Origin of the sequence: Mycolicibacterium neworleansense (assembly GCF_001245615.1) — a bacterium.
GTDB lineage: Bacteria > Actinomycetota > Actinomycetes > Mycobacteriales > Mycobacteriaceae > Mycobacterium > Mycobacterium neworleansense.
In genome coordinates, this window is sequence record NZ_CWKH01000002.1 from 1,365,249 (window position 1) to 1,386,103 (window position 20,855).

Here is a 20,855-nt window from a genome sequence, read left to right on the forward strand (position 1 = left end):
GGCAGTTCGAGCAATCCGGAGCCATCTGAGCGCCGGGTCTTGACCGCATTTCCTACACGACGTAGCTTTTTTCTACACCGTGTAGGAAATGGGGGAGATCATGACGATCCGGGACTGGCTGACGTTGCCCGAGACGGAACCGGGGGAGGACTACGGTTTCTTCGGCCCCGATTCGGTGACCTGGAAGGTGTGGAGCTATCCCACCTCGCTGTCGATCGGGTTCCAGCGCGCCGTCGTCATCGAGGAGCTCGACCCCGCGCTCGTCGCGGCGGTCGACAAGACCCATGAGATCTATTCGCGGCCACGCACCCGGTACGACCGGACGTTGCGCTACTTCGCGATGGTGGCGTTCGACGACAGCCGCGCCACCACCAAGGCCGCCGACGTACTGGTCAAGATCCACTCCAAGGCCATCGGCACCGACCCGGTCACCGGAAAGACCTATGACGCCAACAATCCCGACTCGCAGTTGTGGATTCACCTGACCGCCTGGCATTCCATCCTGGTGGCCTACGAGAAGTACGGACCGGGCCGGCTGTCACCGGAAGATGAGCTGCAGTACTGGCGGGAATGCGCGATCGCCGCCGAACTCCAGACCTGCGACCCGTCCGACGTTCCCCTGACCCGCGAGGGCATCCGGGAGTACTTCGAGAAGATGCGGCCCGAACTGATCGGCTCGGATATCGCCCGTCAGGCGATGAATCACCTGCTGGGCGCCGAGGTGATGTTGCCCGAGATGCCGCTGCTGTTGCGTCCCGGTACCCGGCTGATCACTGCGTTCCTGCGTCGCGGCACCCTGGCGACGATGCCGCGCTGGATGCGGGAGATGGCCGGGCTCAGCACATCCCGGGTTCTCGACGCGCTGGTGGTGCCGCCGTTGAGTGCCTCATTCACGGTGATCGCCATGAGTAAGCGGCTCCAGCTGATTCTGCTTCGCCTGCTGTCCCCGGCGACGCTGCCGATCGGCGCGCGGGTTCTGCTGTCGGTGCCGGCCAAGGACCCGGTCACGACGACACCGCGCGAGGCCCAGCGCCGTTACGGCTATGCGGCACCGAGCCAGGCGCACTTCGAGTTCCGGGAGAAGCAGGCGGTCCGGGTGTTCGGTGAGGGCATCGCACCCAGCGATGAGGGAATCGTGGAGTCGCAGCCGATCCTCGGCCGGATCGGCTGACTCGTGATCAAGAGTCTTCTCGACTTCCGACTGAGCATCCGGCAACTCCTCTACCTCGCGATCGTGGTGGGTCTGCCGTACTTGGTGATCGGCATGGTCTGGGCCTTGGCCCACAGCGATCACATCGTCGGGCTCACGGGTCCGGACAAGGTGTTCTCGCTGTTGGGTGAGATCGTCGCGTGGCCGGTGCTGATAATCGCTGATGTCACGCTGACATGAGCGGAGCGAAGTGAACGAAGCAGCAATCGCCAACCGGGCCCGCGCCGAGCATCTGGGCCCGGACCGGCGCCGGCCGCAGGTCCTGGACACCGCGTTGGAGATCGCCGCGCAGGAGGGCCTGGCGGACGTGACGATGGGAAACATCGCACGCCGCATGGGGGTCACCCGCCCGGTGGTATACGCCTGCTATCCCGGTCGCGGGGAAGTGCTTGCCGCGCTGCTGGATCGGGAAACCGACGAAGTCATGGCCAGCCTGTTCGAACTGTTGCCGCCGCAGCGCACCGGGTCAATCGAGCAGTTGTTCGTCGACGGGTTCCGGGCGCTGGGCAGCACCGTGCGCGAGCGTCCGGACTCGTGGCGCATCATGTTCGGTGCCGACCCCGATCCGGTGCTTACCGCGGCGATCGTCGCCGGCCGCGAGCGCATCCGAGGACAGCTCGCCACGGCGATGCGCCCCCTGCTGCAGCGCTGGCAGGTCGCCGACGTCGACGCCACGCTGCCCATGCTGGTCGAGGTGTTCCTGGCGATCTGCGAAACCGCCGTCCGCAAGATGCTCGCCGATGACGGCGAGCCGGAGTTGGTGGCCGAGACCTTCGGCAAGGCGGCCTATCGGGCCATGCGCGCAAAGCCCTAGGGCCACCACGCAAACACCCCGCGAGCTGCAAGCCCGCGGGGTGTTGCGTCACCTGTCGATCAGGCGTCCAGATCGAACCGGTCGGCGTTCATCACCTTGGTCCACGCCGCGACGAAGTCCTTGACGAACTTCTCCTTGGAGTCGTCCTCGGCGTACACCTCGGCCAGCGCCCGCAGTTGCGAGTTCGAGCCGAACAGCAGATCGACGCGGCTGGCGGTCCACTTCGGGGAACCGCTGGCGCGGTCGGTGCCGACGTAGGTGCCGTCATCGGCCGGTGCCGGTGCCCACTTGGTGGCCATGTCGGTGAGGTTGACGAAGTAGTCGTTGGTCAGCTGACCCGACTTGTCCGTCAACACACCGAGGTCCGAGCCACCGTGGTTGGCGCCCAGCACACGCAGGCCACCGATCAGCACGGTCATCTCGGGCGCCGAGAGACCGAGCAGGTTGGCCCGGTCGATCAGGCGGTACTCGGCCGGCAGGCTGTCGCCCTTGGCCACGAAGTTGCGGAAACCGTCACCCTTGGGCTCCAGGTAGGCGAACGACTCGACGTCGGTCTGGTCCTGGGTGGCGTCCCCACGGCCCGAGGTGAACGGCACCGCGACGTCGAAACCGGCGTCCTTGATCGCCTTTTCGAGGCCGACGACACCGCCGAGGACCACCAGGTCGGCGAAGGACACCCCGGTGTCAGACGACTGCTGGATCTCCTCGAGCTTGGCGATCACCGGGGCCAGCTCCTCGGGCTCGTTGACCTCCCAGCCCAGCTGCGGCTGCAGCCGGATGCGGCCACCGTTCGCGCCACCACGCATGTCGCTGGAGCGGTACGAGGCCGCCGCCTTCCACGCGGTGGCCACCAGCTGCTGGGTGGTCAGACCCGAGTCCGCGATGGCGGACTTCAGGGTGGCGACGTCCGCATCGGACAGCTGCTTGCCGGCCGGGGTGACGTCCTGCCACAGCCAGGTCTGCTTCGGCACCAGCGGACCGAGGTAGCGCACCACCGGGCCCATGTCGCGGTGCAGCAGCTTGAACCAGGCCTTGGCGTACTCCTCGGCCAGCTCCTCGGGGTGATCGAGCCAGCGGCGGGTGATCTCGCCGTAGATCGGGTCGAACCGCATCGACAGGTCGGTGGTCAGCATCGACGGGTGCGTCTTGCCGCTGCCCTGGGCCATCGGCACCGAGTTGGCCCAGCCGTTGTCCTTGGGCTTCCACTGGTTGGCGCCCGCGGGGCTCTTGGTCAGCTCCCACTCGTTGCTGTAGAGGATCTCCAGGAAGCTGTTGTCCCACTTGGTGGGGGTGTGCGTCCAGGTCACCTCGATGCCGCTGCTGACGGTGTCGTTGCCGACGCCGGGGTTGGCCCAGCCCAGGCCCATCTGCTCCAGCGGCGCGGCCTCGGGCTCGACACCGTTCTCGATGTCGGTGGCGCCGTGGGTCTTGCCGAAGGTGTGGCCACCGACGATCAGCGCTGCGGTCTCGACGTCGTTCATCGCCATCCGGCCGAACGTCTCACGGATGTCGACGGCGGCGGCCAGGTAATCCGGGTTGCCTTCGGGCCCTTCCGGATTGACGTAGATCAGACCCATGTGGCTGGCGCCGAGCGGGTTCTCCAGCTTGGTGCGGTCACCGCCCGAACCGGCGTAGCGATCCTGCGAGCCCAGCCACTCGTGCTCGGCACCCCAGTAGATGTCCTCCTCGGGCTCCCAGAAGTCCGGGCGGCCGAACGCGAAGCCCGCGGTCTTGAAGCCCATGTGCTCCATGGCCCGGTTGCCGGCGTAGACGATGAGGTCGGACCACGAGATCTTCTTGCCGTACTTCTTCTTCAGCGGCCACAACAGGCGTCGGGCCTTGTCCAGGCTCACGTTGTCGGGCCAGCTGTTGAGCGGGGCGAAGCGCTGCATACCGCGACCGCCGCCACCGCGGCCGTCCTCGACCCGGTAGGTACCTGCGGCGTGCCAGGACATGCGGACGAACAGCGGGCCGTAGTGCCCGAAGTCGGCGGGCCACCAGTCCTGCGAATTCGTCAGCAGCTCATCGAAATCGCGCTCGAAGGCCTCGAAGTCGAGGGTCTTGACGGCCTCGCGGTAGTCGTAGCCCTCATCCGTCGGGTCGATGGCGGGCGGATTCTTCTGCAGGACCTTGAGATTGACCGCATTGGGCCACCAGTCGCGGTTGCTGCCGCCCTCGACGGGAGGCTTGATGCGCATGGGACAACCGCTTTCGGCGGGTTCAGTCTGCGACTCACCGATTGGGGGATGGGTTTCGGCTTCAGCCATGACAAATCCTTTCCGGGGCTGGCGGGTGAAGGGGTTATCTACTTGGAGCAACGGAACATTCGGGGCAAGTGCCCCAATAGATGACCTCGGCTTCATCGATCTCGAAGCCGTGGTTATCTGACGCGGTCAGGCATGGGGCCGACCCGGCCGCGCAGTCCACGTCGGCGATTGCGCCACACGACCGGCACACGACGTGGTGGTGGTTGTCGCCGATACGGGACTCGTATCGGGCGACCGAACCGGAGGGTTGGATGCGACGCACCAGCGCGGCTGCGGTCAGTGCGTGCAACGAGTCGTAAACGGCCTGGTGGGAGACCTCGGGCAGGTCTTCACGCACCGAACGGATGATCGTGTCCGTGTCGGCGTGCGGGTGCGCATGGACCGCGTGCAGCACCGCCACCCGGGGGCGGGTCACACGCAAGTCGGCGCTTCGCAGCATCTGCTGGAAGTCCGCGGTTGTCGCCACGGACCGAAGTCTTATCCCTTTTCTGGAATTAGTCAAGAATAAAATTCTCGCCGATCCACAAGGGCGAGGTGAGGGCTAGACGAGCTCCAGCCGGCGGGCCATGTCCGAGACGAACAGACCTTCCGGGTCGACCCGGCGCCGTACCGCCAGCCACTCATCGATGCGTGGGTACATCGCGTGGAACGTCTCCGCTGTGGTGCGGGAATCCTTGGCGGTGTAGAGGCGGCCGCCGAATTCCAGTACGCGACGGTCGAGTTCGGTGACGAACTCGTTCAGCCCGGCCTTGATCGGGAAGTCGACGCACACGTTCCAGCCGGGGATCGGGAAGCTCAGCGGCGCCTGGTTTCCGGGGCCGAACAACTTGAACACGTTGAGGAACGAGTAGTGCCCGGAGCGCTGGATGTCGAGGATGATGGCCTTGAATTCCTCGACCGCCTCGGTCGGCACCACGAACTGGTACTGCAGGAAACCCGACGGACCGTAGGCGCGGTTCCATTCCCCGAACATGTCCAGCGGGTGATAGAACTGCGTCAGGTTCTGCACTTTGTTGCGGTACGTGCCCGACTTCAAGTACCACAATTCGCCGATGGGCATGAAGGTGAACTTGTTTGCCAGTCCGTTCGGGAACACGTCCGGCAGCGTAAGTAGTTGCGGCGCATCGAATTTGAGCGGATCCTTCTGCAGCTTCGGCGGCAGCTGGTCCAGGGTGGCCAGCGACCCTCGCGAAATGGCGGCGCGGCCGAGTTTCGGCGGCTTGCTGATCGCGTCGAACCAGGCCGACGAATAGGTGTAGTTGGATTCGCTGCCGTCGCTGTGGAACTCGATGGTCTCGTCGAGCGTCCTGGTCACGTCACCGTCGGCGATGAAATACGCGGTCTCCGTTGGTGTCATCTCGATCGTGGCCCGCAGGATGATGCCAGTCAGGCCGTTGCCGCCGACCGTGGCCCAGAAGATGTCGGCGTTGTCGCCTTCGGGGGTCAGGTGCAGCACTTCACCGTTGGCGGTCAGTAGCTCCATCGAGCGCACGTGGTTGCCGAAACTGCCGGCGCTGTGGTGGTTCTTGCCGTGGATGTCACAGCCGATGGCGCCGCCGATGGTCACCTGCCGGGTGCCCGGCAGCACCGGGACCCACAGCCCGTGCGGCAGTGCGGCCCGCATCAGCTGGTCGAGGTTCACCCCGCCGTCGACGTCGACCAGCTTGGTGGCGGCATCGATCGAGTGGATCCGGTTGAGCGCCGACATGTCGATGACGAGCCCGCCACCGTTCTGCGCGTTATCGCCGTACGACCGGCCCAGGCCGCGGGCGATCACACCCCGGCCCTTGTGCTCGGCGGCCTGCGTCACGGCCCTGACGATGACCTCGGGATCGCTGGGAGAGAGCACCTGTGCCACGGTCGGTGCGGTCCGGCCCCAGCCTGTCAGGCGCTTGGGAGTGGTCGGCAAATCGGTAGTCGACATCGCAGAGAAGCGTACCCGGCGGTACCCGGTACCGGACCTCAGTGCAGTTTGAAGATCACCGCGCGCTGCACGATGAAGTTGATCACCGTGGCGGTGCCCTGGGCGATCACGAATGCCATCGGCACGGCCCATGCCCGGTAATCGGCCAGGTGGAGCACCAGGTGGTTCAGTCCGACCTGCACGGCGAATGTGACCAGGTAGAGCGCCCACACCGCGATGAACCGGGCGGTGCTCGGCGGCGCCTGGAAGGTCCAGCGCCGGTTGATCAGGTAGGCGGTCGTGGTTCCGGCGATGAAGCCGATCGTCTTGGCCAGGTCGACCTGGACCCCGAAGGCCTTGTAGAGCAGGACGTAGAGGCCGAAGTCCACGATCGCCGACAACCCGCCGGTCACGATGAACCGGAACGCCTGCGTTTTGAGGTCAAGGGTCGGCGACATTACTGGCTCAGCCACTCAGGCAGCTTAGCGAGGCCGTACGGTGCAGTCGTGCTGCAGACGGTGCTCAACGACCTCGGTATCGCGGTGTTCGCGTCATCGGGGGCGATGGTGGCGATCCGCAAGGGCTTCGACCTGTTCGGTATCGCGGCGCTGGGCGTGCTGACCGGTGTGAGTGGCGGCGTGATCCGTGACGTGTTCCTCGGTGTCCACCCGCCCACCTCCATCCAGCACTGGCCCAACATCACCGTCGCGGTGGCGGCGACGGCCGTGGCCACCCTCACGGCCAAGCACCTGATCCGGTTCAACCACATCGTGTTGCCGTTGGACGCGATCGGCATGGGCTTCTTCGCGACCTCGGGGGCGGCGTTCGCCGTCGACCACGGGGCCAGCTGGTTTGCCGCGGTGCTGATCGGCATGACCACCGCGATCGGCGGCGGCATCATCCGCGACGTGTTGGTCCGTGAGATCCCGATGTTGATGCGGCCGGACGATCTGTATGCCGTCCCGGCGATGATCGGCGCGACGGCGTACGCGGTCATCGATTACCTCGGCCCGCAATGGGTCGGACTGGTGGTGGGCACGGTGCTGGCGACCACGCTGCGCTTGGCCGCTCTGGTGTTCCGTTGGCGGCTGCCCACCGGGCCCAGGGATCTGATCGTCGGCGATGACACTTAACGCAGCGTGGCCGCCAGCACGCCGCACAGCGCGTCGACCGCAGACCCGAAGGCGTGGTCGGCGGGCGCCCCGAACCCGATGATGACCCCGTCGGGGTCAGGGTTGTCCGGCCCGGCCTGCGGGTGCCGCATGATCGACAACCCGGACAACAAGATCCCGGCCTCACCGGCCCGGCGCAGCACTTCGGGTTCGCTCCCGTCGGGCAGGGTCAGCAGCATATTCACCCCGGCCGCCAATCCGCCGATGCCGAGGTCGAATCCGGCCAGTGCGTCGACCAGGGCGTCGCGTCGCCGCCGGTAGCGGTTCCGCATCCGCCGGATGTGCCGGTCGTAGCCCCCGCTGCGGATGAAGTCGGCCAAGGTCAGCGCGGTGAGCGCGTCGACGTGGTACTGCGCCCCGCCTGCTGCCGCGATCACCGGATCGATCAGGGCGTCGGGCAGCACCATCCAGCCGACCCGCAGCACTTGGGCCAGGCTCTTGCTGGCCGACCCCAGGTAGACGACGCGTTCGGGGTTCAGCGACTGCAGGGCCCCGACGGGTTGGCGGTCGTACCGGAATTCGCCGTCGTAGTCGTCGTCCACCACATATCCGCCGGTGCGCTGTGCCCAATCGATCACCGCGGTGCGCCGGGCCGGGTGCAGTGCCATCCCGAACGGGCTCTGATGTGCGGGGGTCAGCATCACCGCCGGGGTGTCGAGGCCGTCCAGTTGGCCGATCACCGCGCCGTGTTCGTCGATGCCGATCGGAGTCGTCGGCACGCCGAGCGCCGCGAGTGCGTCGCGGAAGATGTACAGCCCGTGGGCCTCCACCGCGATGGGTCGCCGGCCGCCGAGTACGCGGCCCATCAGATCGATGCCATCGCGCACCCCGGAGCAGATCACGATCGAGTCGGGGGTGGCGCGCACGCCTCGCACGCGGCCCAGATACTCGGTGAGTGCCTCGCGCAGCGGCAGCGGTCCGCGCGGATCGCCCATCCGCAGTGCCGCGACCGGCGCGCTGGTGACGGCTCTGCGCGCCGATGTCAGCCAGGCCGAACGGGGGAACTCCGACACGTCGGGGGAGCCGGGCATCAGATTGTGCCGAGGGACGGCGGGAATGCGGCGCGGGCGCGGTGCCGGCCGCGGGGCGGCGCTGCGAGCGACCCACGTGCCCGCACCCTGGCGAGATGCCAGCCAGCCTTCGGCGACCAGTTCGGCGTAGGCCTCGGCGACGGTGTTGCGGGCCAATCCCAGATCGGAGGCCAGGCTGCGCGACGGCGGCAGTCGCGTGTCGGTGCTCAGCCTGCCGCTGCGAATTCCGTCCCGAAGGGCGGCGATCAGCTGCTCCCGGGCGGTGCGGCTGCCGGGCTCGATCATCGCGCGCAGTTCGAGATGAAGGTCCCGGCTGCCCGAATTGGCCCGCGAATTCACTGCCATATTGAACCATCTGGGCGGTCTTTTCCGATCTAGCGTTGATGGCATGACACAGACACTCGAACCCACCAAGACCGTCGACCGGCTCAAGATCTACAAGGCGTCGCCCGAGCTCTACGACGCGATGATGGCGCTCTCCAACGCCGCGGCCAAGGACGTCGACCCGACCATCGGCGAGCTGATCAAGATCCGTGCCTCGCAGATCAACCACTGCGCGTTCTGCCTCGACATGCACACCCGCGATGCCCGTAAGCAGGGTGAGACCGAGCAGCGGCTGGCCCTCGTCGCGGCCTGGGAGGAGGCGGGGGATCTGTTCACCGAACGTGAGCAGGCCGCGCTGGCCCTGACCGAGGCCATCACCGAGCTCGACCACGGCCACGTGCCCGATGCGGTGTATGCCCGCGCTGCCGCCGCGTTCACCGAACGTGAGCTCGGCCAGGTGATCGCGGCGGCCGTCACCATCAACGCGTGGAACCGGATCAACGTCACCGTGCGGATGCCGGTTCCGCGGCGCTGATCTCGCGGGAAACTGGAGATGTGCAAACCCGGTCCGGTGCAGACATCACGGTGTACGGCGCGGTCGTACACAAGCGGCACCGGCCGGGTACCGATCCACGTGGACTGCGGTCCCGGCTCCGCGCGGCCGCCCGCATCGATGCCTTGGTGAGCCCGCTGTCCGACGTGCCGGATGCGGTGGACGGGCGCTGGCTGACTCGTTGGCCTCGCGTGGAAACCCTTGCCGTGCAACCTGAATCCGTGCCATGGGCCGACATCGGGCGGCTGCTGGCGGCTTTGCACACCGAACCGGTCACCGAGCGGCTGCCACCGCACGGCTGGCCGGCGCGGCTGCGGCGCGCGGTAGAGCGGGCCCGGCGGCACGGCGACGAGGTGGTGATCCGGGCCGCGGCGGGCCTACCCGACGAGGCGTGGCGGCCGGGCTCGGATCGTCGGCCGCTCACCCTCGTGCACGGCGACTTCCACCTGGGCCAGGTGGGGCGGCGTGACGGGAGCTGGCAGCTCATCGATGTCGATGACCTCGGACTGGGTGATCCGGCGTGGGATTTGGCGCGCCCCGCCGGATTCTGGGCGGCCGGCCTCATTCCTGACCCCGATTGGACCCGCTTCCTCGGCGGTTACCGGGCGGCCGGCGGGCCGGCCTTACCTGCGCCCGACCCGTGGCCGGTGCTGGAGCCGTTGGCGCGGGCCGCCGTCATCCAGGCCGCCGCCAACGATCCCGACGACGAACTGCTGGCGGCGGCCTGCGCGCGGATGCCTCAGCTGGAGAAGAACAGCCGGCCGAAGCCCTGCTTGCGGTAGTGCTTGTTGCCGCGGTGGCCCCAACCCGGCCCATAGTCCGAGTAGCCCTGTTGGTAGCCCGAGTGCGGCTGCGGAGCGGGAGGCGGCGGCGCCTGGACGAATCGGTTCTCCATCTGTGTCAGCGCCTCGAGCTCGCCGAAATCCAGGAAGATGCCGCGGCAGGTGTCGCATTGCTCGAGGTGGATGCCGTTGCGCTCATAGGTCTTCATGACCCCGGCGCACTTCGGACACAACAAGGTATTGCCCACGCCGGGCGATGCGGGAGACTTCGGGGGCTCATATGGCGGAATGCTCATATGGCCATAACGTGCGAGCCCGCTGTGAAGTGCCTGTGAGCTGTGAGCCGGCCTCAGAAGGTGATTCAGAGCGCCGTAGTTGTGATGTCAGTCACAAATCGGAATATCAACCGAGAACCTCTTGAATCGATCCGCGGCCTTTCAGTTAATCCGGGCGTTCGGCGCTGCGTAACGGAACGTTTACACAGCAAGCGCAAACTCGGGCCTGCCGACGGGTCGCGCCGGGTTATTGACGGTGCCGACGGCAATCCTTCCGCTCAGCGTGATTGCCCGGCCGGTCCTTTGTGAAATGGGAGAAAGGCCAGTTCCGCCGCCTCGACGCAGCCATTCCCGGGTGGCTTGACGCCGCCTTGGAGTGGCTGCGGCCGCCGGCGCTCACAGGTGGGGGACGGCCGGACTGTGACGCAGTCCGGTGCGGATCTAGCAAACTTTGTACCAATCTTTGTCCGCCCGATGGCCGGAAACCGTTCCCGTTGCTGCCCCCGTGCCGCCCGGTTACGTTTCCTCCTGCCAATCATGAGCAAGGCATGAGAGCCGGATGTGACCTCCCTAATCGGGCAGCAGATCGCCGATGGATCTCTTGGGGTGGGGACCCTGGTTGGTGAACGCACGACATCGGATCACCGACACAGCTAGGGAGAACATGAAGGCATTCAGTCGGGTGCTGGTCGCATTGGTGACCGCAATGGCCGGGGTCCTCGCGGGCCTCTTCATAGGCACGGGCACCTCTCATGCGGGTCTGGACAATGAACTGAGCCTGGTTGATGGTCAGGATCGGACCCTGACCGTTCAGCAGTGGGACACCTTCCTCAACGGTGTGTTCCCTCTGGACCGCAACCGGTTGACCCGTGAGTGGTTCCATTCCGGCCGGGCCAAGTACGTGGTGGCCGGCCCGGGTGCCGATGAGTTCGAGGGCACCTTGGAGCTGGGCTATCAGATCGGCTTCCCGTGGTCGCTGGGTGTGGGGATCAACTTCTCCTACACCACCCCGAACATCCTGATCGACGATGGTGACATCACCGGCCCGCCCTTCGGCCTGGAGTCGGTCATCACCCCGAACCTGTTCCCGGGTGTGTCGATCAGTGCCGACCTGGGCAACGGCCCCGGTATCCAGGAAGTGGCCACCTTCTCGGTGGACGTCAAGGGTGCCGCCGGCGGTGTGGCGGTGTCCAACGCGCACGGCACCGTGACCGGTGCGGCCGGTGGCGTGCTGCTGCGTCCGTTCGCCCGGCTGATCGCCTCGACCGGTGTGTTCCCTCTGGACCGCAACCGGTTGACCCGTGAGTGGTTCCATTCCGGCCGGGCCAAGTACGTGGTGGCCGGCCCGGGTGCCGATGAGTTCGAGGGCACCTTGGAGCTGGGCTATCAGATCGGCTTCCCGTGGTCGCTGGGTGTGGGGATCAACTTCTCCTACACCACCCCGAACATCCTGATCGACGATGGTGACATCACCGGCCCGCCCTTCGGCCTGGAGTCGGTCATCACCCCGAACCTGTTCCCGGGTGTGTCGATCAGTGCCGACCTGGGCAACGGCCCCGGTATCCAGGAAGTGGCCACCTTCTCGGTGGACGTCAAGGGTGCCGCCGGCGGTGTGGCGGTGTCCAACGCGCACGGCACCGTGACCGGTGCGGCCGGTGGCGTGCTGCTGCGTCCGTTCGCCCGGCTGATCGCCTCGACCGGTGACAGCGTCACCACCTACGGCGAGCCCTGGAACATGAACTAAGGGCAAGTAACCAGATCGTCCCGATCGGCGCGTCCAGCTTCTTCGTCAGAAGCAGGGCGCGCCGATTGCTGTTTCGGCGGTTACGGTGGCCTCATGACGCCGCAGAGCCCGGTTTCAGTGCTCGGGGAGGACGAATGCTGGCAGCTGCTGTCCAGCGTGACCCTGGGACGCCTCGTCTCAACCATCGGCACCCGGCTGGAGATTTTCCCGGTCAACTTCATCGTTCAGCGCCGCACGGTGCTGTTCCGGACGGCCGAGGGCACCAAGTTGATCAGCGCCCTGCTCAATGACCGGGTGCTGTTCGAGGCTGACGATCACACCGTGGTCGGCGGGTGGAGTGTGATCGTGCGCGGTGTCCCAGCGCTTCTGGAGAGCGCGGACGAGATCGCCGAGGCCGAGCGTGGCCAGTTGTTGTCGTGGATCTCCACCACGAAACGCCGGTATATCCGGATCCGGCCGAAAGAGATCTCGGGACGACGGTTCGTGTTCGGCGCCGTGCCGGGGGATGTGTAGCGGCTCAGACCCAGTACGGGACGCGCGCGCGGTACTGGCGCATGGCCATCGCGGCCAGGATCCAGCCGATGGTCGTGAGGACCAGTACCACCAGCCAGTGCCTCAGCTCCTGGTCGGCACCCAGCAGCGGCGCGCGCACGATGTCCAGGTAGTGCAGCAACGGGTTGATCTCGACGATCTTGGCCCACGACCCGGCGCCCTGCTGCTGCAGTGTCGACTCGTTCCAGATGATCGGCGTCATGAAGAAAAGCAGCTGCACCACCGAGGCCAGCAGCGGCCCGATGTCGCGGTAGCGGGTGGCCAGGATGCCGAAACAGATTGACACCCATACACAATTCAGCACGATCAGGCCCAGTGCCGGGATGACCGCCAGATCGGTCCACTTCCACGGTTTGGGATAGATGATCGCGATGACCACGAAGATGACGATGTTGTGGCCGAACAGGATCAACTGCCGCCACACCAGCCGGTAGACGTGCACCGACAACGGCGTCGGAAGTTGTTTGATCAGACCTTCGTTGGCGATGAAGACGTCGGCGCCTTCGAGAATCGAGGCGTTGATCAGGTTCCAGATGATCAGGCCGAGCGTGACGTAGGGCAGGTGCTCCTCGAGCGGCAGCTTGAACAGCTTCGAGTACAACAGGCCCATCGCCACCGCGGTGGTGCCGGTGGCGATGGTGATCCAGAACGGGCCGAGCACACTGCGCCGATAGCGCTGCTTGATGTCCTGCCAGCCCAGGTGCAGCCACAGTTCGCGCTTGCCGAAGCCTTCGGAGAGATCGCGTATCGCCCGGGTCATCGTCTTGGACTCGGATGCCGCGTCGGTGAACGTCATCGTTGGAACCTTTCGCTCCTGCCCAACCGCCGCAGGCGGATCCATTCCCGCAGACCCGCGGGGTCGCGGCGGGATACCAGGAAGTACCAGCCGAACCGCAGCCACTCCTGCGGCAGCAGTTTGCGCAACCCGGGCTGGGACAGCAGATAGCCGCGGTTGCGGTAGGTGAAGAACCGTTTGGTCTCGTCGTCGGGGTACTGCGTGTGCATCCGGCCGCCGAGGATCGGCTTGAACTCGTCGGTGCCGCACGGGTGCAGATAGCTTGCGGTCAAACAGGTTCCGAACGGCAGGCCGGACCGGACCAGTCGCCGGTGCAACTCGACCTCGTCGCCGCGGACGAACAGGCGCAGATCCGGGACGCCGACTGATTCCACGGTGGCGGCCCGGAACAGGGCACCGTTGAACAATGATGCGATCCCGGGCAGCACATCGCCCTCACCCTCGGTGCGCAATTCGCTGACCAGTCGCCGCCACGCCAGCCCGCGGCGCAGTGGGAAGGCCAGCCGCTGTGGATCGTCGAGGTTGCACACCATGGGTGAGACCTCGGCCAGGGTGTACTGCTCGGCACAAGCCAGCAGGGTGGACAGCACGGTGTTGTCGGCGGGGCGGCCGTCGTCGTCGGCCAGCCAGATCCAGTCCGCCCCCTGCGCCAGCGCGTGCAGCATGCCGAGTGCGAAACCGCCAGCGCCGCCGAGGTTTCGGCGTGATCCGAGGTAGGTCGCCGGTACCGGCTGGCCGAGCACCAGCTCGCGGACGACCTCATCGTCGTCGTTGTCGACCACGATCAGGTGGTCGGGTCTGCGGTCCTGGCCCACCACCGCGGCGAGGGACTTGGCGAGCAACTCCCGGCGCCGGTGCGTGACGATCACCGCGATGACGGATTCAGGCGCTCTGCTTGCCGCCTCCTCGCGCAAGCGCTCGTCAGCCACGAGCCGTCTCCTCCAACACCTCGCGCACATGCCGCGCGGCGTCCGGGCCTTCGTAGGCGCCGACGACCTCTTCGATCCCGCCGGACATCTTGATGGTGCCGTGGTCGATCCACATCGCGGTCTTGCAGAGCCGGGCCAGGAATTCGTTGGAATGGCTCGCGAACACCAAGATTCCGGACCGCTCCACCAGGCTCTGCAGCCGTGACTGCGCTTTCTTGAGGAACTCCGCGTCGACGGCGCCGATGCCCTCGTCGAGCAGCAGGATCTCGGGGTCGATGCTGGTGACCACGCCCATCGCCAGACGCACGCGCATACCGGTCGAGTAGGTGCGCAGCGGCATCGACAGGTACTCGCCGAGTTCGGTGAATTCGGCGATCTCGTCGACCTTGGCCAGCATCTGCTTGCGGGTCTGCCCGAGGAACAGTCCGCGGATGATGATGTTCTCGAAGCCCGATATCTCCGGGTCCATGCCGACGCCGAGGTCGAACACCGGGGCCACCCGACCACTCACCGTTGCCGAGCCCCGGGTCGGCTCATAGATGCCCGAAAGCAGCCGCAGCAGTGTGGATTTGCCCGCACCGTTGTGGCCGACCAGCCCGACCCGGTCACCCATCTTGAGAGACATCGTGATGTCGCGCAGCGCTTCGATGACGACGACGTTGGACTCGTTCCGGCCGATGGCGCCGCCGGCCTTGCCGAGGAACGCCTTCTTCAGCGAGCGAGTCTTCGCGTCGAAGATGGGGAACTCGACCCATGCGTCGCGCGTCGAGATGTAGGGATCAGACAACTCAGACCTACAGGTACTGGCCGGTGCCGGGATGCGACGGGCCACCGCGCTGTCCGCCCGGAACCTGTAGTCCCGGCGGCAGGGCGCCCTGGCGCATCTGCTCGAGCTGGGCGCGGGCGGCCATCTGCTGGGCGAACAACGCCGTCTGGATGCCGTGGAACAGGCCCTCCAGCCAGCCGACCAGCTGGGCCTGCGCGATCCGCAGCTCGGCGTCGGACGGCACGCTGTCCTCGGTGAAGGGCAGGGTCAGCCGCTCGAGTTCTTCGCGCAGTTCGGGGGCCAGACCGTCCTCGAGCTCGCGGATGCTGGTCCGGTGGATGTCGCGCAGCCGGTTGCGGCTGGCGTCGTCGAGCGGGGCCGCGCGCACCTCTTCCAGCAGTTGCTTGATCATCGTGCCGATCCGCATGACCTTCGCCGGCTGTTCGACGAGATCGGTCAGCGACTTGCCGTCAGCGTCGGCATCGGTCTCGTCCGCCGTGCTGGCCAGGATCTCGATGTTGTCATCGTCGGGGTTGATGGTCATGGCCTTCCTGTCTCGTGATGGTTGGTCGTCTTGGTGGCCGCGTTCTCTCCGTGCCAGCGGTAGATGCGGTCCTCACCGTTGTCGTAGATCTTCTCCCACGACCTTGAGCTGTCTAGCGACACTAGTCCGTCGGGCATGACGAACCCTCGAACCACCGGTGTGCTGGTGAGCACGTAGCGGATGTTGAGCGCCTCGACCGCCTCGGCAACCCGGGGATCGGTGTCGGCATCGTCTGCGTATGCCCAAAAGATGAACCGGTGATACCCGGGGCCCTGCTGCACCGGGTAGTCGTAGTGCGTCCACAGTGGGTGCAGCCCCGAAACCGCGTACATCCAGGCGGTGCCGTCGGTGTTGGCGTCCCCGATCAGCGTGGTGCGGGCGTCGGGCAACTGGGCCAGATAGGCGAAGGCCTCCAGGTCTTTGGCGCCGACCATCACCGAGTCGTACTTCTGCCCGAACAGGTATTTGTGCCGCGGGAAGTAGTGCCAGGCCAGGCCCACCGTGGTCGCGATCAGTGCGACGGCTGCCGTCGCGCGGATCCAGGCCGGGCGGGCGCCGGCCCGCCCAGCAGGACCAGGGCGACAAGGCCGATCGCCGCCATCGGTGCGTAGAGCATCGTGACCACGGCCGACAGGCGTCGCGGGTCGCTGTAGAAGAGGTCGCTGAACTTGCCGGTGATGACGCCCAGCGGTCCGCCGAACGGCGCCCCGGAATGCACGATGGACGCGATGAGGATCAGCCAGACCGCCAGCGGCCACCAGATCTTCTTGACCAGCATGACCAGTCCGCCGATGCCGGCCAGCGCGATGAGTGCGTTCTGGATCGGGAAGTCGTTGAGGTGGCGGGTGTGCTGGACGACCGCCGCAAACAGGGAGTACTTCTTGCCGAGGTGGTTGACGAAGGCGTGCCCGACGATGATGTCGGCTTGCTGAAGGACCCCGAGGAACTGCGGCAGCATGATCAGCAGGGTCGGCACCGCGACGGCCGCCAGCGCCAGGAAGTCCGGCACCCGGCCGCGCACCGGCCGCCACAGTGCTTCGGCCAGCCACCAGATGGCCACCAGCAGCGCGGTCACCACACCGCCGGTGAGGTGCACCGAGAAGACGCCGACGGTGGCCAGCACGGCCAGGCCGATGCGGTCGCGGTGTGCCGGCGTCGAGATGATCAGGGCGAACACCGGCACGGCCAGCCCGTAGGCGACCAGGTTGGGCATGGCCGCCACGTCGAATTCCACGTAGGGCACCGCGGTGAACGATGCCGTGAGCGCAGCCGCGGTGGCCGCTGCCACGGCGGTGCGCATCTCGCAGGTGCGCGGGCGGACCATCTTCCACGTCAGGACCGCAGCGCTGACCGGGAACAGCCACACCGCCGCGGTGACCGAACTCACGGTGTAGGCGGTGGTCGCGGCGGCACCGGTGAGCTGGCAGTAGACGGCGGCCAGGGCATGGAAGGCCGACGGGTAGTAGAGCGCCTCGTGGGTTTCGACGTTGCGCAGCTCGCCCATGTGGGTGGGCGAGGCCTGGCCGGTGTCGAGGATCCAGCGGATGGTGTTGGCGTGCCACACCGAGTCCCAGGTGCTGGGGATCGATTGCCAGTGCGGCAGGCCGGCGATCGCCGCGGCGGCGATCAGCGCGGCGCCCAGCAGCACGCCGGCCGCAACCACCATGGCCGGCCGTGTGCCCGCGCCGAATGTTTCGGCGTCGCGGTCACGGTAGCGGGCCAGCACCCTCCGCAACCCGGCCGCAATGGCCGCAACGACCGCCACAGCAAACAACGCCGTCCACGCGTTCCAGGGCACACCGATGGCCCCGAGCGGAACGATCGTCAGCGCGACGGTGCCGTAGGTCAAGGCTGGACCCACTGCGACCGCCGTCCATGCGGTCAGTCCGCCTGCCCTGGCTATCAGCGCCCCGGGTATAACCAGCAACAACAGTGCAATTAGCACTCCGAACCCGAAGCCCACTGGACTAGTATGGCTGCCCAGGGTGACCCGGTCCGAGCATGGTCTGTTCAAGTGCAAACGTGCGGTCGGGCACTCACCAAATCGTGTCGGTTTGTGATATTTGCGGACGCTCTAAGGTGGCTGGCATGGCATACGACGTCGCCCGGGTGCGTGGCTTGCATCCGTCATTGGGCGATGGGTGGGTTCACTTCGATGCCCAGAACGGCATGTTGGTGCCCGATTCGGTCGCGACGACGGTTTCTACCGCCTTCCGCGGCTCGATGCCCACCGCTGTTGGACCGCACCCATCGGCACGCCGCAGCGCGGCTGTCCTCACCGCAGCCCGTCAAGCTGTCGCAGACCTGGTCAACGCCGATCCGCGGGGCGTGGTCCTGGGTGCCGACCGGGCCCAGCTGCTGACCGCCCTGGCCGAGGCCTCCTCGAGCCGGGTCGGACTGGGCTACGAGGTGGTGGTCACCCGTCTGGATGACGAGGCGAACATCGCGCCGTGGTTGCGGGCGGCGAATCGCTATGGCGCCAAGGTCAAGTGGGCCGAGGTCGACATCGAGACCGGTGAGCTGCCGTCCTGGCAGTGGGAAGGGCTGATCGACAAGCCGACCCGCCTGGTGGCCATCGCGTCGGCGTCATCGACTCTGGGAACCGTCACCGATCTGAGTGAGGTGACGAAGCTCACCCATGAGGTCGGTGGCATGGTCGTCGTCGACCACTCGGCGGCGGCTCCGTACCGGCTCATCGACATCAACGAGATCGACGCCGACGTCGTCGCCCTCAACGCGGTGCCCTGGGGCGGCCCCCCGATCGGCGCCCTGGTCTTCCGGGACCCTTCGGCGATCGATGCCTTGGCCTCGGTGTCCTTGAACCCGCACGCGACGGGTCCGGCCCGCCTGGAGGTGGGCGCACACCAATACGGCCTGCTGGGCGGCGTGGTGGCCAGCATCGAGTACCTGTCCAACCTCGAAGAGACGGCCAGCGGCTCACGGCGTGAACGGCTGGCGGTGTCGATGCAGTCGGCGGGCGCGTACCTGGACCGGTTGTTCGAGTACCTGGTGGCCTCGCTGCGGTCCCTGCCGCTCGTGATGGTCATCGGCAGGCCGGAGTCCCAGATTCCGGTGCTCAGCTTCGTGGTGCGCGACATCCCGGCCGAGCGCGTTGTGCAACGGTTGGCAGACAACGGCATCCTGGCGATCTCGAATGCCAGCTCCCGCGTGCTCGACGTGATCGGCGTCAACGACATCGGCGGCGCCGTGACGGTCGGGCTGTCGCATTACTCGACCGGCGCCGAGGTCGACCAGCTCGTGCGGGCCCTGGCCTCCCTCGGCTGACCGGACTAGACCGTCAGCAGGATCTTTCCCGACACCTCACCGGAGGCCAGCAGTTCGTGGGCCCGTTGGGCCTCGGCGATGGGCAGTTCGGCGCCGATGATGGGCCGCACCCGTCCGTCGCCGATCATCGGCCAGACGTGGTCGAGCACCGCCCGCACGATCTCGCCCTTGCCGCCGGGTCCTTCGACCGGCCGGGGACGCAGTGAGGTGGCGATCACCCCGGCCCGCTTGCCGAGCAGCTTGGCGATGTTCAGTTCGGCCTTGATGCCGCCCTGCATGCCGATGATCACCAGGCGCCCGCCGATGGCCAGGGCATCGACATTGCGGTCCAGGTAGGCCGCACCCATGATGTCGAGGATCACGTCGGCCCCGGCACCGTCGGTCTCGGCCCGCATCCGTTCGACGAAGTCCTCGTCGCGATAGTTGATGGTGATGTCGGCGCCCAGGTCGCGGCACAGCGCGAGCTTGTCCGCCGAACCGGCTGTCACCGCGACCCGGGCGCCGAGCGCGCGGGCGACCTGAGTCGCGTGGGTGCCGATGCCGCTGGCGCCGCCGTGCAACAGGACGAGCTGACCGGCCGTCAAACCCGCCGTCATGACCAGATTCGACCACACCGTGCAGGCCACCTCAGGCAGTCCCGCGGCCTCGCTGAGAGCAACGCCATCGGGTAATGGCAGTACCTGTGCGGCCGGTACGGCCACGTATTCGGCGTACCCGCCGCCGGCGAGCAATGCGCACACGGGTTGCCCAACTGACCAGTCGGTAACATTCGCGCCGAGGGCGGCAACGGTGCCCGAAACCTCCAATCCGATCACCTCACTGGCGCCTGGCGGGGGCGGATACTTGCCCGCCGCCTGCAGCAGATCGGCGCGATTGACGCCCGCGGCGTGGACCCGGATCAAAATCTCGTCGTTTGCTGGTTCGATATCAGCGACGTTTTCCCAGGTCAGATGGCCATCGGCGGAGGCGGCAATTGCATGCATTTTTTCCACGCTACAAGCCTTCTATTTCCCAAGCGCAGCAATACTGACGTCCCTTACGATTGCGCCCATGGCGGGGATGATTGCGGGGCGCACGGCTGGAGACATGCCGGGCCTGGACATCGCCGAGCAGAGGTCATGGCAGAACTACCTCGACTCGGCGTTGCGAATGTATGCGACCTTGAACCGGTCGCTGGTGGATGCGCATCATCTGACCCTCAATGATGTGCGCCTGCTCGATATCTTGGACAAGTCGTCGACCGGCTCGGCGCGGATGGGTGACCTGGCCGAACGGCTGATGTCGCTGCCCAGTCGCGTGACCCGGCAGATCCGGCGGCTGGAAGTTCAGAACCTGGTGACCAGGTGTGCCAGTCCCGACGATGGTCGCGGGGTGGTGGCTTCGATCACCGAAGAGGGCAGGGCCGCCGTCCGTGAGGCGATGGTGACGTACGGGCAGGGTGTCCGTTCGCACTTTCTCGGTAGGCTCTCGCGTCCGCAGATCGCGGCGATGGGGGAGAACTGCCGCCGGATCAGCGTCGCACTGAAGAACGGAGCGCCGCCCGCTCACATCGGTCGGGTGTGAAGCCCGTACTCTTGTCGGCGGTGGCGTGGCAGAGCGGCCTAATGCACTCGCCTTGAAAGCGAGAGACGGCTAACACCGTCCGGGGGTTCAAATCCCTCCGCCACCGCTCTTACCAGCGCCGACGCTCGGGTCGCGGGTCCGCCCGCGGATTACCTCCCGGTTGATGTGACACAAGGTGACACATGAGCCCCGGTATCGGTCTCGGCGTCTCGTTCGACGCGGCTGGTCTCACCGAATTTCTACGGTGAGGTAGGACGCATGAAGATCCCGAGTTACGTGACGGGTGCGCGAGTTCGATTCCGGTCGCCGTTACGAGGTGCGGCTCGAGTGACCGGTCCCGACGGA

General features: G+C 66.7%; 20 protein-coding genes, 1 tRNA gene and 3 pseudogenes. 12 read left to right on the forward strand and 12 right to left on the reverse strand.

What is annotated here, in order from left to right:
- Window positions 1–88: 88 nt before the first annotated feature.
- The 3 genes from BN2156_RS22155 to BN2156_RS22165 are packed head-to-tail and all read left to right on the forward strand — an operon-like array spanning window position 89 to window position 2,024.
- A complete protein-coding gene (locus BN2156_RS22155) occupies window positions 89–1,171 on the forward strand; it encodes an oxygenase MpaB family protein (protein WP_090517040.1) in 1,083 nt (360 codons plus the stop codon).
- Between the two features lie 3 nt (window positions 1,172–1,174).
- Complete coding sequence (locus BN2156_RS22160) at window positions 1,175–1,390, forward strand: hypothetical protein (protein WP_162839242.1); 216 nt, start codon at window positions 1,175–1,177, stop codon at window positions 1,388–1,390.
- A gap of 10 nt (window positions 1,391–1,400) precedes the next feature.
- Window positions 1,401–2,024, forward strand: coding sequence for a TetR/AcrR family transcriptional regulator (locus tag BN2156_RS22165; protein WP_090517041.1), 624 nt, complete (start codon window positions 1,401–1,403; stop codon window positions 2,022–2,024).
- Between the two features lie 59 nt (window positions 2,025–2,083).
- On the opposite strand, the gene katG is transcribed toward BN2156_RS22165, so the two are convergent.
- The 4 genes from katG to BN2156_RS22185 all read right to left on the reverse strand — a co-directional run bounded on the left by katG (window position 2,084) and on the right by BN2156_RS22185 (window position 6,652).
- Window positions 2,084–4,291, reverse strand: coding sequence for a catalase/peroxidase HPI (gene katG, locus BN2156_RS22170; protein WP_090517042.1), 2,208 nt, complete (start codon window positions 4,289–4,291; stop codon window positions 2,084–2,086).
- Window positions 4,292–4,325: 34 nt separating this feature from the next.
- Window positions 4,326–4,730 carry a Fur family transcriptional regulator gene (locus BN2156_RS22175; RefSeq protein ID WP_162490943.1) on the reverse strand — a complete coding sequence of 135 codons (405 nt, stop codon included), beginning with the start codon at window positions 4,728–4,730 and terminating at the stop codon, window positions 4,326–4,328.
- Between the two features lie 102 nt (window positions 4,731–4,832).
- Window positions 4,833–6,215, reverse strand: a complete 1,383-nt coding sequence (locus BN2156_RS22180) for a decaprenylphosphoryl-beta-D-ribose oxidase (RefSeq protein ID WP_090517044.1) — start codon at window positions 6,213–6,215, stop codon at window positions 4,833–4,835.
- Between the two features lie 38 nt (window positions 6,216–6,253).
- Window positions 6,254–6,652 (reverse strand): GtrA family protein, encoded by a 399-nt coding sequence (locus BN2156_RS22185; RefSeq protein WP_090517045.1) that lies wholly within the window; start codon window positions 6,650–6,652, stop codon window positions 6,254–6,256.
- Between the two features lie 48 nt (window positions 6,653–6,700).
- On the opposite strand from BN2156_RS22185, the gene BN2156_RS22190 reads away from it, so the two are divergent.
- Window positions 6,701–7,327 (forward strand): trimeric intracellular cation channel family protein, encoded by a 627-nt coding sequence (locus BN2156_RS22190; protein ID WP_090517046.1) that lies wholly within the window; start codon window positions 6,701–6,703, stop codon window positions 7,325–7,327.
- Here the strand turns inward: BN2156_RS22190 and pdxR are convergent.
- Window positions 7,324–8,742, reverse strand: a complete 1,419-nt coding sequence (gene pdxR, locus BN2156_RS22195) for a MocR-like pyridoxine biosynthesis transcription factor PdxR (protein ID WP_235625440.1) — start codon at window positions 8,740–8,742, stop codon at window positions 7,324–7,326. The two genes, BN2156_RS22190 and pdxR, sit on opposite strands and share 4 nt — an antisense overlap.
- A 43-nt stretch (window positions 8,743–8,785) precedes the next feature.
- Here pdxR and BN2156_RS22200 point away from each other — a divergent pair, with 43 nt between their 5' ends.
- A complete protein-coding gene (locus BN2156_RS22200; protein WP_090517047.1) occupies window positions 8,786–9,256 on the forward strand; it encodes a carboxymuconolactone decarboxylase family protein in 471 nt (156 codons plus the stop codon).
- Window positions 9,208–10,056 carry a phosphotransferase family protein gene (locus tag BN2156_RS22205; RefSeq protein WP_328287100.1) on the forward strand — a complete coding sequence of 283 codons (849 nt, stop codon included), beginning with the start codon at window positions 9,208–9,210 and terminating at the stop codon, window positions 10,054–10,056. The genes BN2156_RS22200 and BN2156_RS22205 overlap by 49 nt, the downstream gene beginning before the upstream one ends.
- Here BN2156_RS22205 and BN2156_RS22210 read toward each other — a convergent pair.
- Complete coding sequence (locus tag BN2156_RS22210) at window positions 10,014–10,352, reverse strand: TFIIB-type zinc ribbon-containing protein (protein ID WP_090517048.1); 339 nt, start codon at window positions 10,350–10,352, stop codon at window positions 10,014–10,016. The two genes, BN2156_RS22205 and BN2156_RS22210, sit on opposite strands and share 43 nt — an antisense overlap.
- Before the next feature lie 643 nt (window positions 10,353–10,995).
- Here BN2156_RS22210 and BN2156_RS31045 point away from each other — a divergent pair.
- From BN2156_RS31045 to BN2156_RS22220, 3 genes and pseudogenes are all read left to right on the forward strand, one after another.
- Window positions 10,996–11,601: pseudogene (locus BN2156_RS31045) on the forward strand (MspA family porin); the annotation flags it as partial.
- Window positions 11,599–12,075, forward strand: a pseudogene (locus BN2156_RS31050) (MspA family porin); the annotation flags it as partial. The pseudogenes BN2156_RS31045 and BN2156_RS31050, both read left to right, overlap by 3 nt.
- 93 nt (window positions 12,076–12,168) lie before the next feature.
- Window positions 12,169–12,588: a pyridoxamine 5'-phosphate oxidase family protein gene (locus tag BN2156_RS22220; protein ID WP_090517050.1), complete on the forward strand. Its 420-nt coding sequence runs from the start codon at window positions 12,169–12,171 to the stop codon at window positions 12,586–12,588.
- 4 nt (window positions 12,589–12,592) lie between these two features.
- On the opposite strand, the gene wzm is transcribed toward BN2156_RS22220, so the two are convergent.
- From wzm to BN2156_RS22245, 5 genes and pseudogenes are all read right to left on the reverse strand, one after another.
- Window positions 12,593–13,423: a galactan export ABC transporter permease subunit Wzm/RfbD gene (wzm, locus tag BN2156_RS22225; RefSeq protein ID WP_090517051.1), complete on the reverse strand. Its 831-nt coding sequence runs from the start codon at window positions 13,421–13,423 to the stop codon at window positions 12,593–12,595.
- Window positions 13,420–14,352 carry a galactofuranosyltransferase GlfT1 gene (gene glfT1 / locus BN2156_RS22230; protein ID WP_235625441.1) on the reverse strand — a complete coding sequence of 311 codons (933 nt, stop codon included), beginning with the start codon at window positions 14,350–14,352 and terminating at the stop codon, window positions 13,420–13,422. The genes wzm and glfT1 overlap by 4 nt, the downstream gene beginning before the upstream one ends.
- Complete coding sequence (gene wzt / locus BN2156_RS22235) at window positions 14,345–15,139, reverse strand: galactan export ABC transporter ATP-binding subunit Wzt/RfbE (RefSeq protein ID WP_090517052.1); 795 nt, start codon at window positions 15,137–15,139, stop codon at window positions 14,345–14,347. Before wzt ends, glfT1 begins: the two co-directional genes overlap by 8 nt.
- A gap of 7 nt (window positions 15,140–15,146) precedes the next feature.
- Window positions 15,147–15,662: a bacterial proteasome activator family protein gene (locus tag BN2156_RS22240; RefSeq protein WP_090517053.1), complete on the reverse strand. Its 516-nt coding sequence runs from the start codon at window positions 15,660–15,662 to the stop codon at window positions 15,147–15,149.
- A pseudogene (locus BN2156_RS22245) lies at window positions 15,659–17,625 on the reverse strand (DUF6541 family protein). The gene BN2156_RS22240 and the pseudogene BN2156_RS22245 overlap by 4 nt, the downstream one beginning before the upstream one ends.
- Before the next feature lie 125 nt (window positions 17,626–17,750).
- Here BN2156_RS22245 and BN2156_RS22250 point away from each other — a divergent pair.
- Entirely contained in the window at window positions 17,751–18,947 is a 1,197-nt protein-coding gene (locus BN2156_RS22250) for a cysteine desulfurase-like protein (protein ID WP_090517054.1), read from the forward strand.
- A 5-nt stretch (window positions 18,948–18,952) separates the two neighbouring features.
- Here BN2156_RS22250 and BN2156_RS22255 read toward each other — a convergent pair whose 3' ends face one another.
- Window positions 18,953–19,930 (reverse strand): NAD(P)H-quinone oxidoreductase, encoded by a 978-nt coding sequence (locus tag BN2156_RS22255; protein ID WP_090517575.1) that lies wholly within the window; start codon window positions 19,928–19,930, stop codon window positions 18,953–18,955.
- A gap of 67 nt (window positions 19,931–19,997) precedes the next feature.
- Here BN2156_RS22255 and BN2156_RS22260 point away from each other — a divergent pair, with 67 nt between their 5' ends.
- Together BN2156_RS22260 and BN2156_RS22265 are read left to right on the forward strand one after the other, a co-directional pair.
- Window positions 19,998–20,510 (forward strand): MarR family winged helix-turn-helix transcriptional regulator, encoded by a 513-nt coding sequence (locus BN2156_RS22260; RefSeq protein WP_090517055.1) that lies wholly within the window; start codon window positions 19,998–20,000, stop codon window positions 20,508–20,510.
- Between the two features lie 19 nt (window positions 20,511–20,529).
- A tRNA-Ser gene (locus tag BN2156_RS22265) sits at window positions 20,530–20,616 on the forward strand.
- Window positions 20,617–20,855: the final 239 nt, after the last annotated feature.

Bases quoted from the DNA above. Each gene is read 5' to 3' on its own strand.
- BN2156_RS22155 (WP_090517040.1), top strand. From the start codon at position 89: ATGGGGGAGATCATGACGATCCGGGACTGGCTGACGTTGCCCGAGACG.
- katG (WP_090517042.1), bottom strand. From the start codon at position 4,291: ATGGCTGAAGCCGAAACCCATCCCCCAATCGGTGAGTCGCAGACTGAA.
- BN2156_RS22175 (WP_162490943.1), bottom strand. From the start codon at position 4,730: ATGCTGCGAAGCGCCGACTTGCGTGTGACCCGCCCCCGGGTGGCGGTG.
- BN2156_RS22180 (WP_090517044.1), bottom strand. From the start codon at position 6,215: ATGTCGACTACCGATTTGCCGACCACTCCCAAGCGCCTGACAGGCTGG.
- BN2156_RS22185 (WP_090517045.1), bottom strand. From the start codon at position 6,652: ATGTCGCCGACCCTTGACCTCAAAACGCAGGCGTTCCGGTTCATCGTG.
- pdxR (WP_235625440.1), bottom strand. From the start codon at position 8,742: ATGGCAGTGAATTCGCGGGCCAATTCGGGCAGCCGGGACCTTCATCTC.
- BN2156_RS22200 (WP_090517047.1), top strand. From the start codon at position 8,786: ATGACACAGACACTCGAACCCACCAAGACCGTCGACCGGCTCAAGATC.
- BN2156_RS22210 (WP_090517048.1), bottom strand. From the start codon at position 10,352: ATGAGCATTCCGCCATATGAGCCCCCGAAGTCTCCCGCATCGCCCGGC.
- BN2156_RS22220 (WP_090517050.1), top strand. From the start codon at position 12,169: ATGACGCCGCAGAGCCCGGTTTCAGTGCTCGGGGAGGACGAATGCTGG.
- wzm (WP_090517051.1), bottom strand. From the start codon at position 13,423: ATGACGTTCACCGACGCGGCATCCGAGTCCAAGACGATGACCCGGGCG.
- BN2156_RS22240 (WP_090517053.1), bottom strand. From the start codon at position 15,662: ATGACCATCAACCCCGACGATGACAACATCGAGATCCTGGCCAGCACG.
- BN2156_RS22250 (WP_090517054.1), top strand. From the start codon at position 17,751: ATGGCATACGACGTCGCCCGGGTGCGTGGCTTGCATCCGTCATTGGGC.
- BN2156_RS22255 (WP_090517575.1), bottom strand. From the start codon at position 19,930: ATGCATGCAATTGCCGCCTCCGCCGATGGCCATCTGACCTGGGAAAAC.
- BN2156_RS22260 (WP_090517055.1), top strand. From the start codon at position 19,998: ATGGCGGGGATGATTGCGGGGCGCACGGCTGGAGACATGCCGGGCCTG.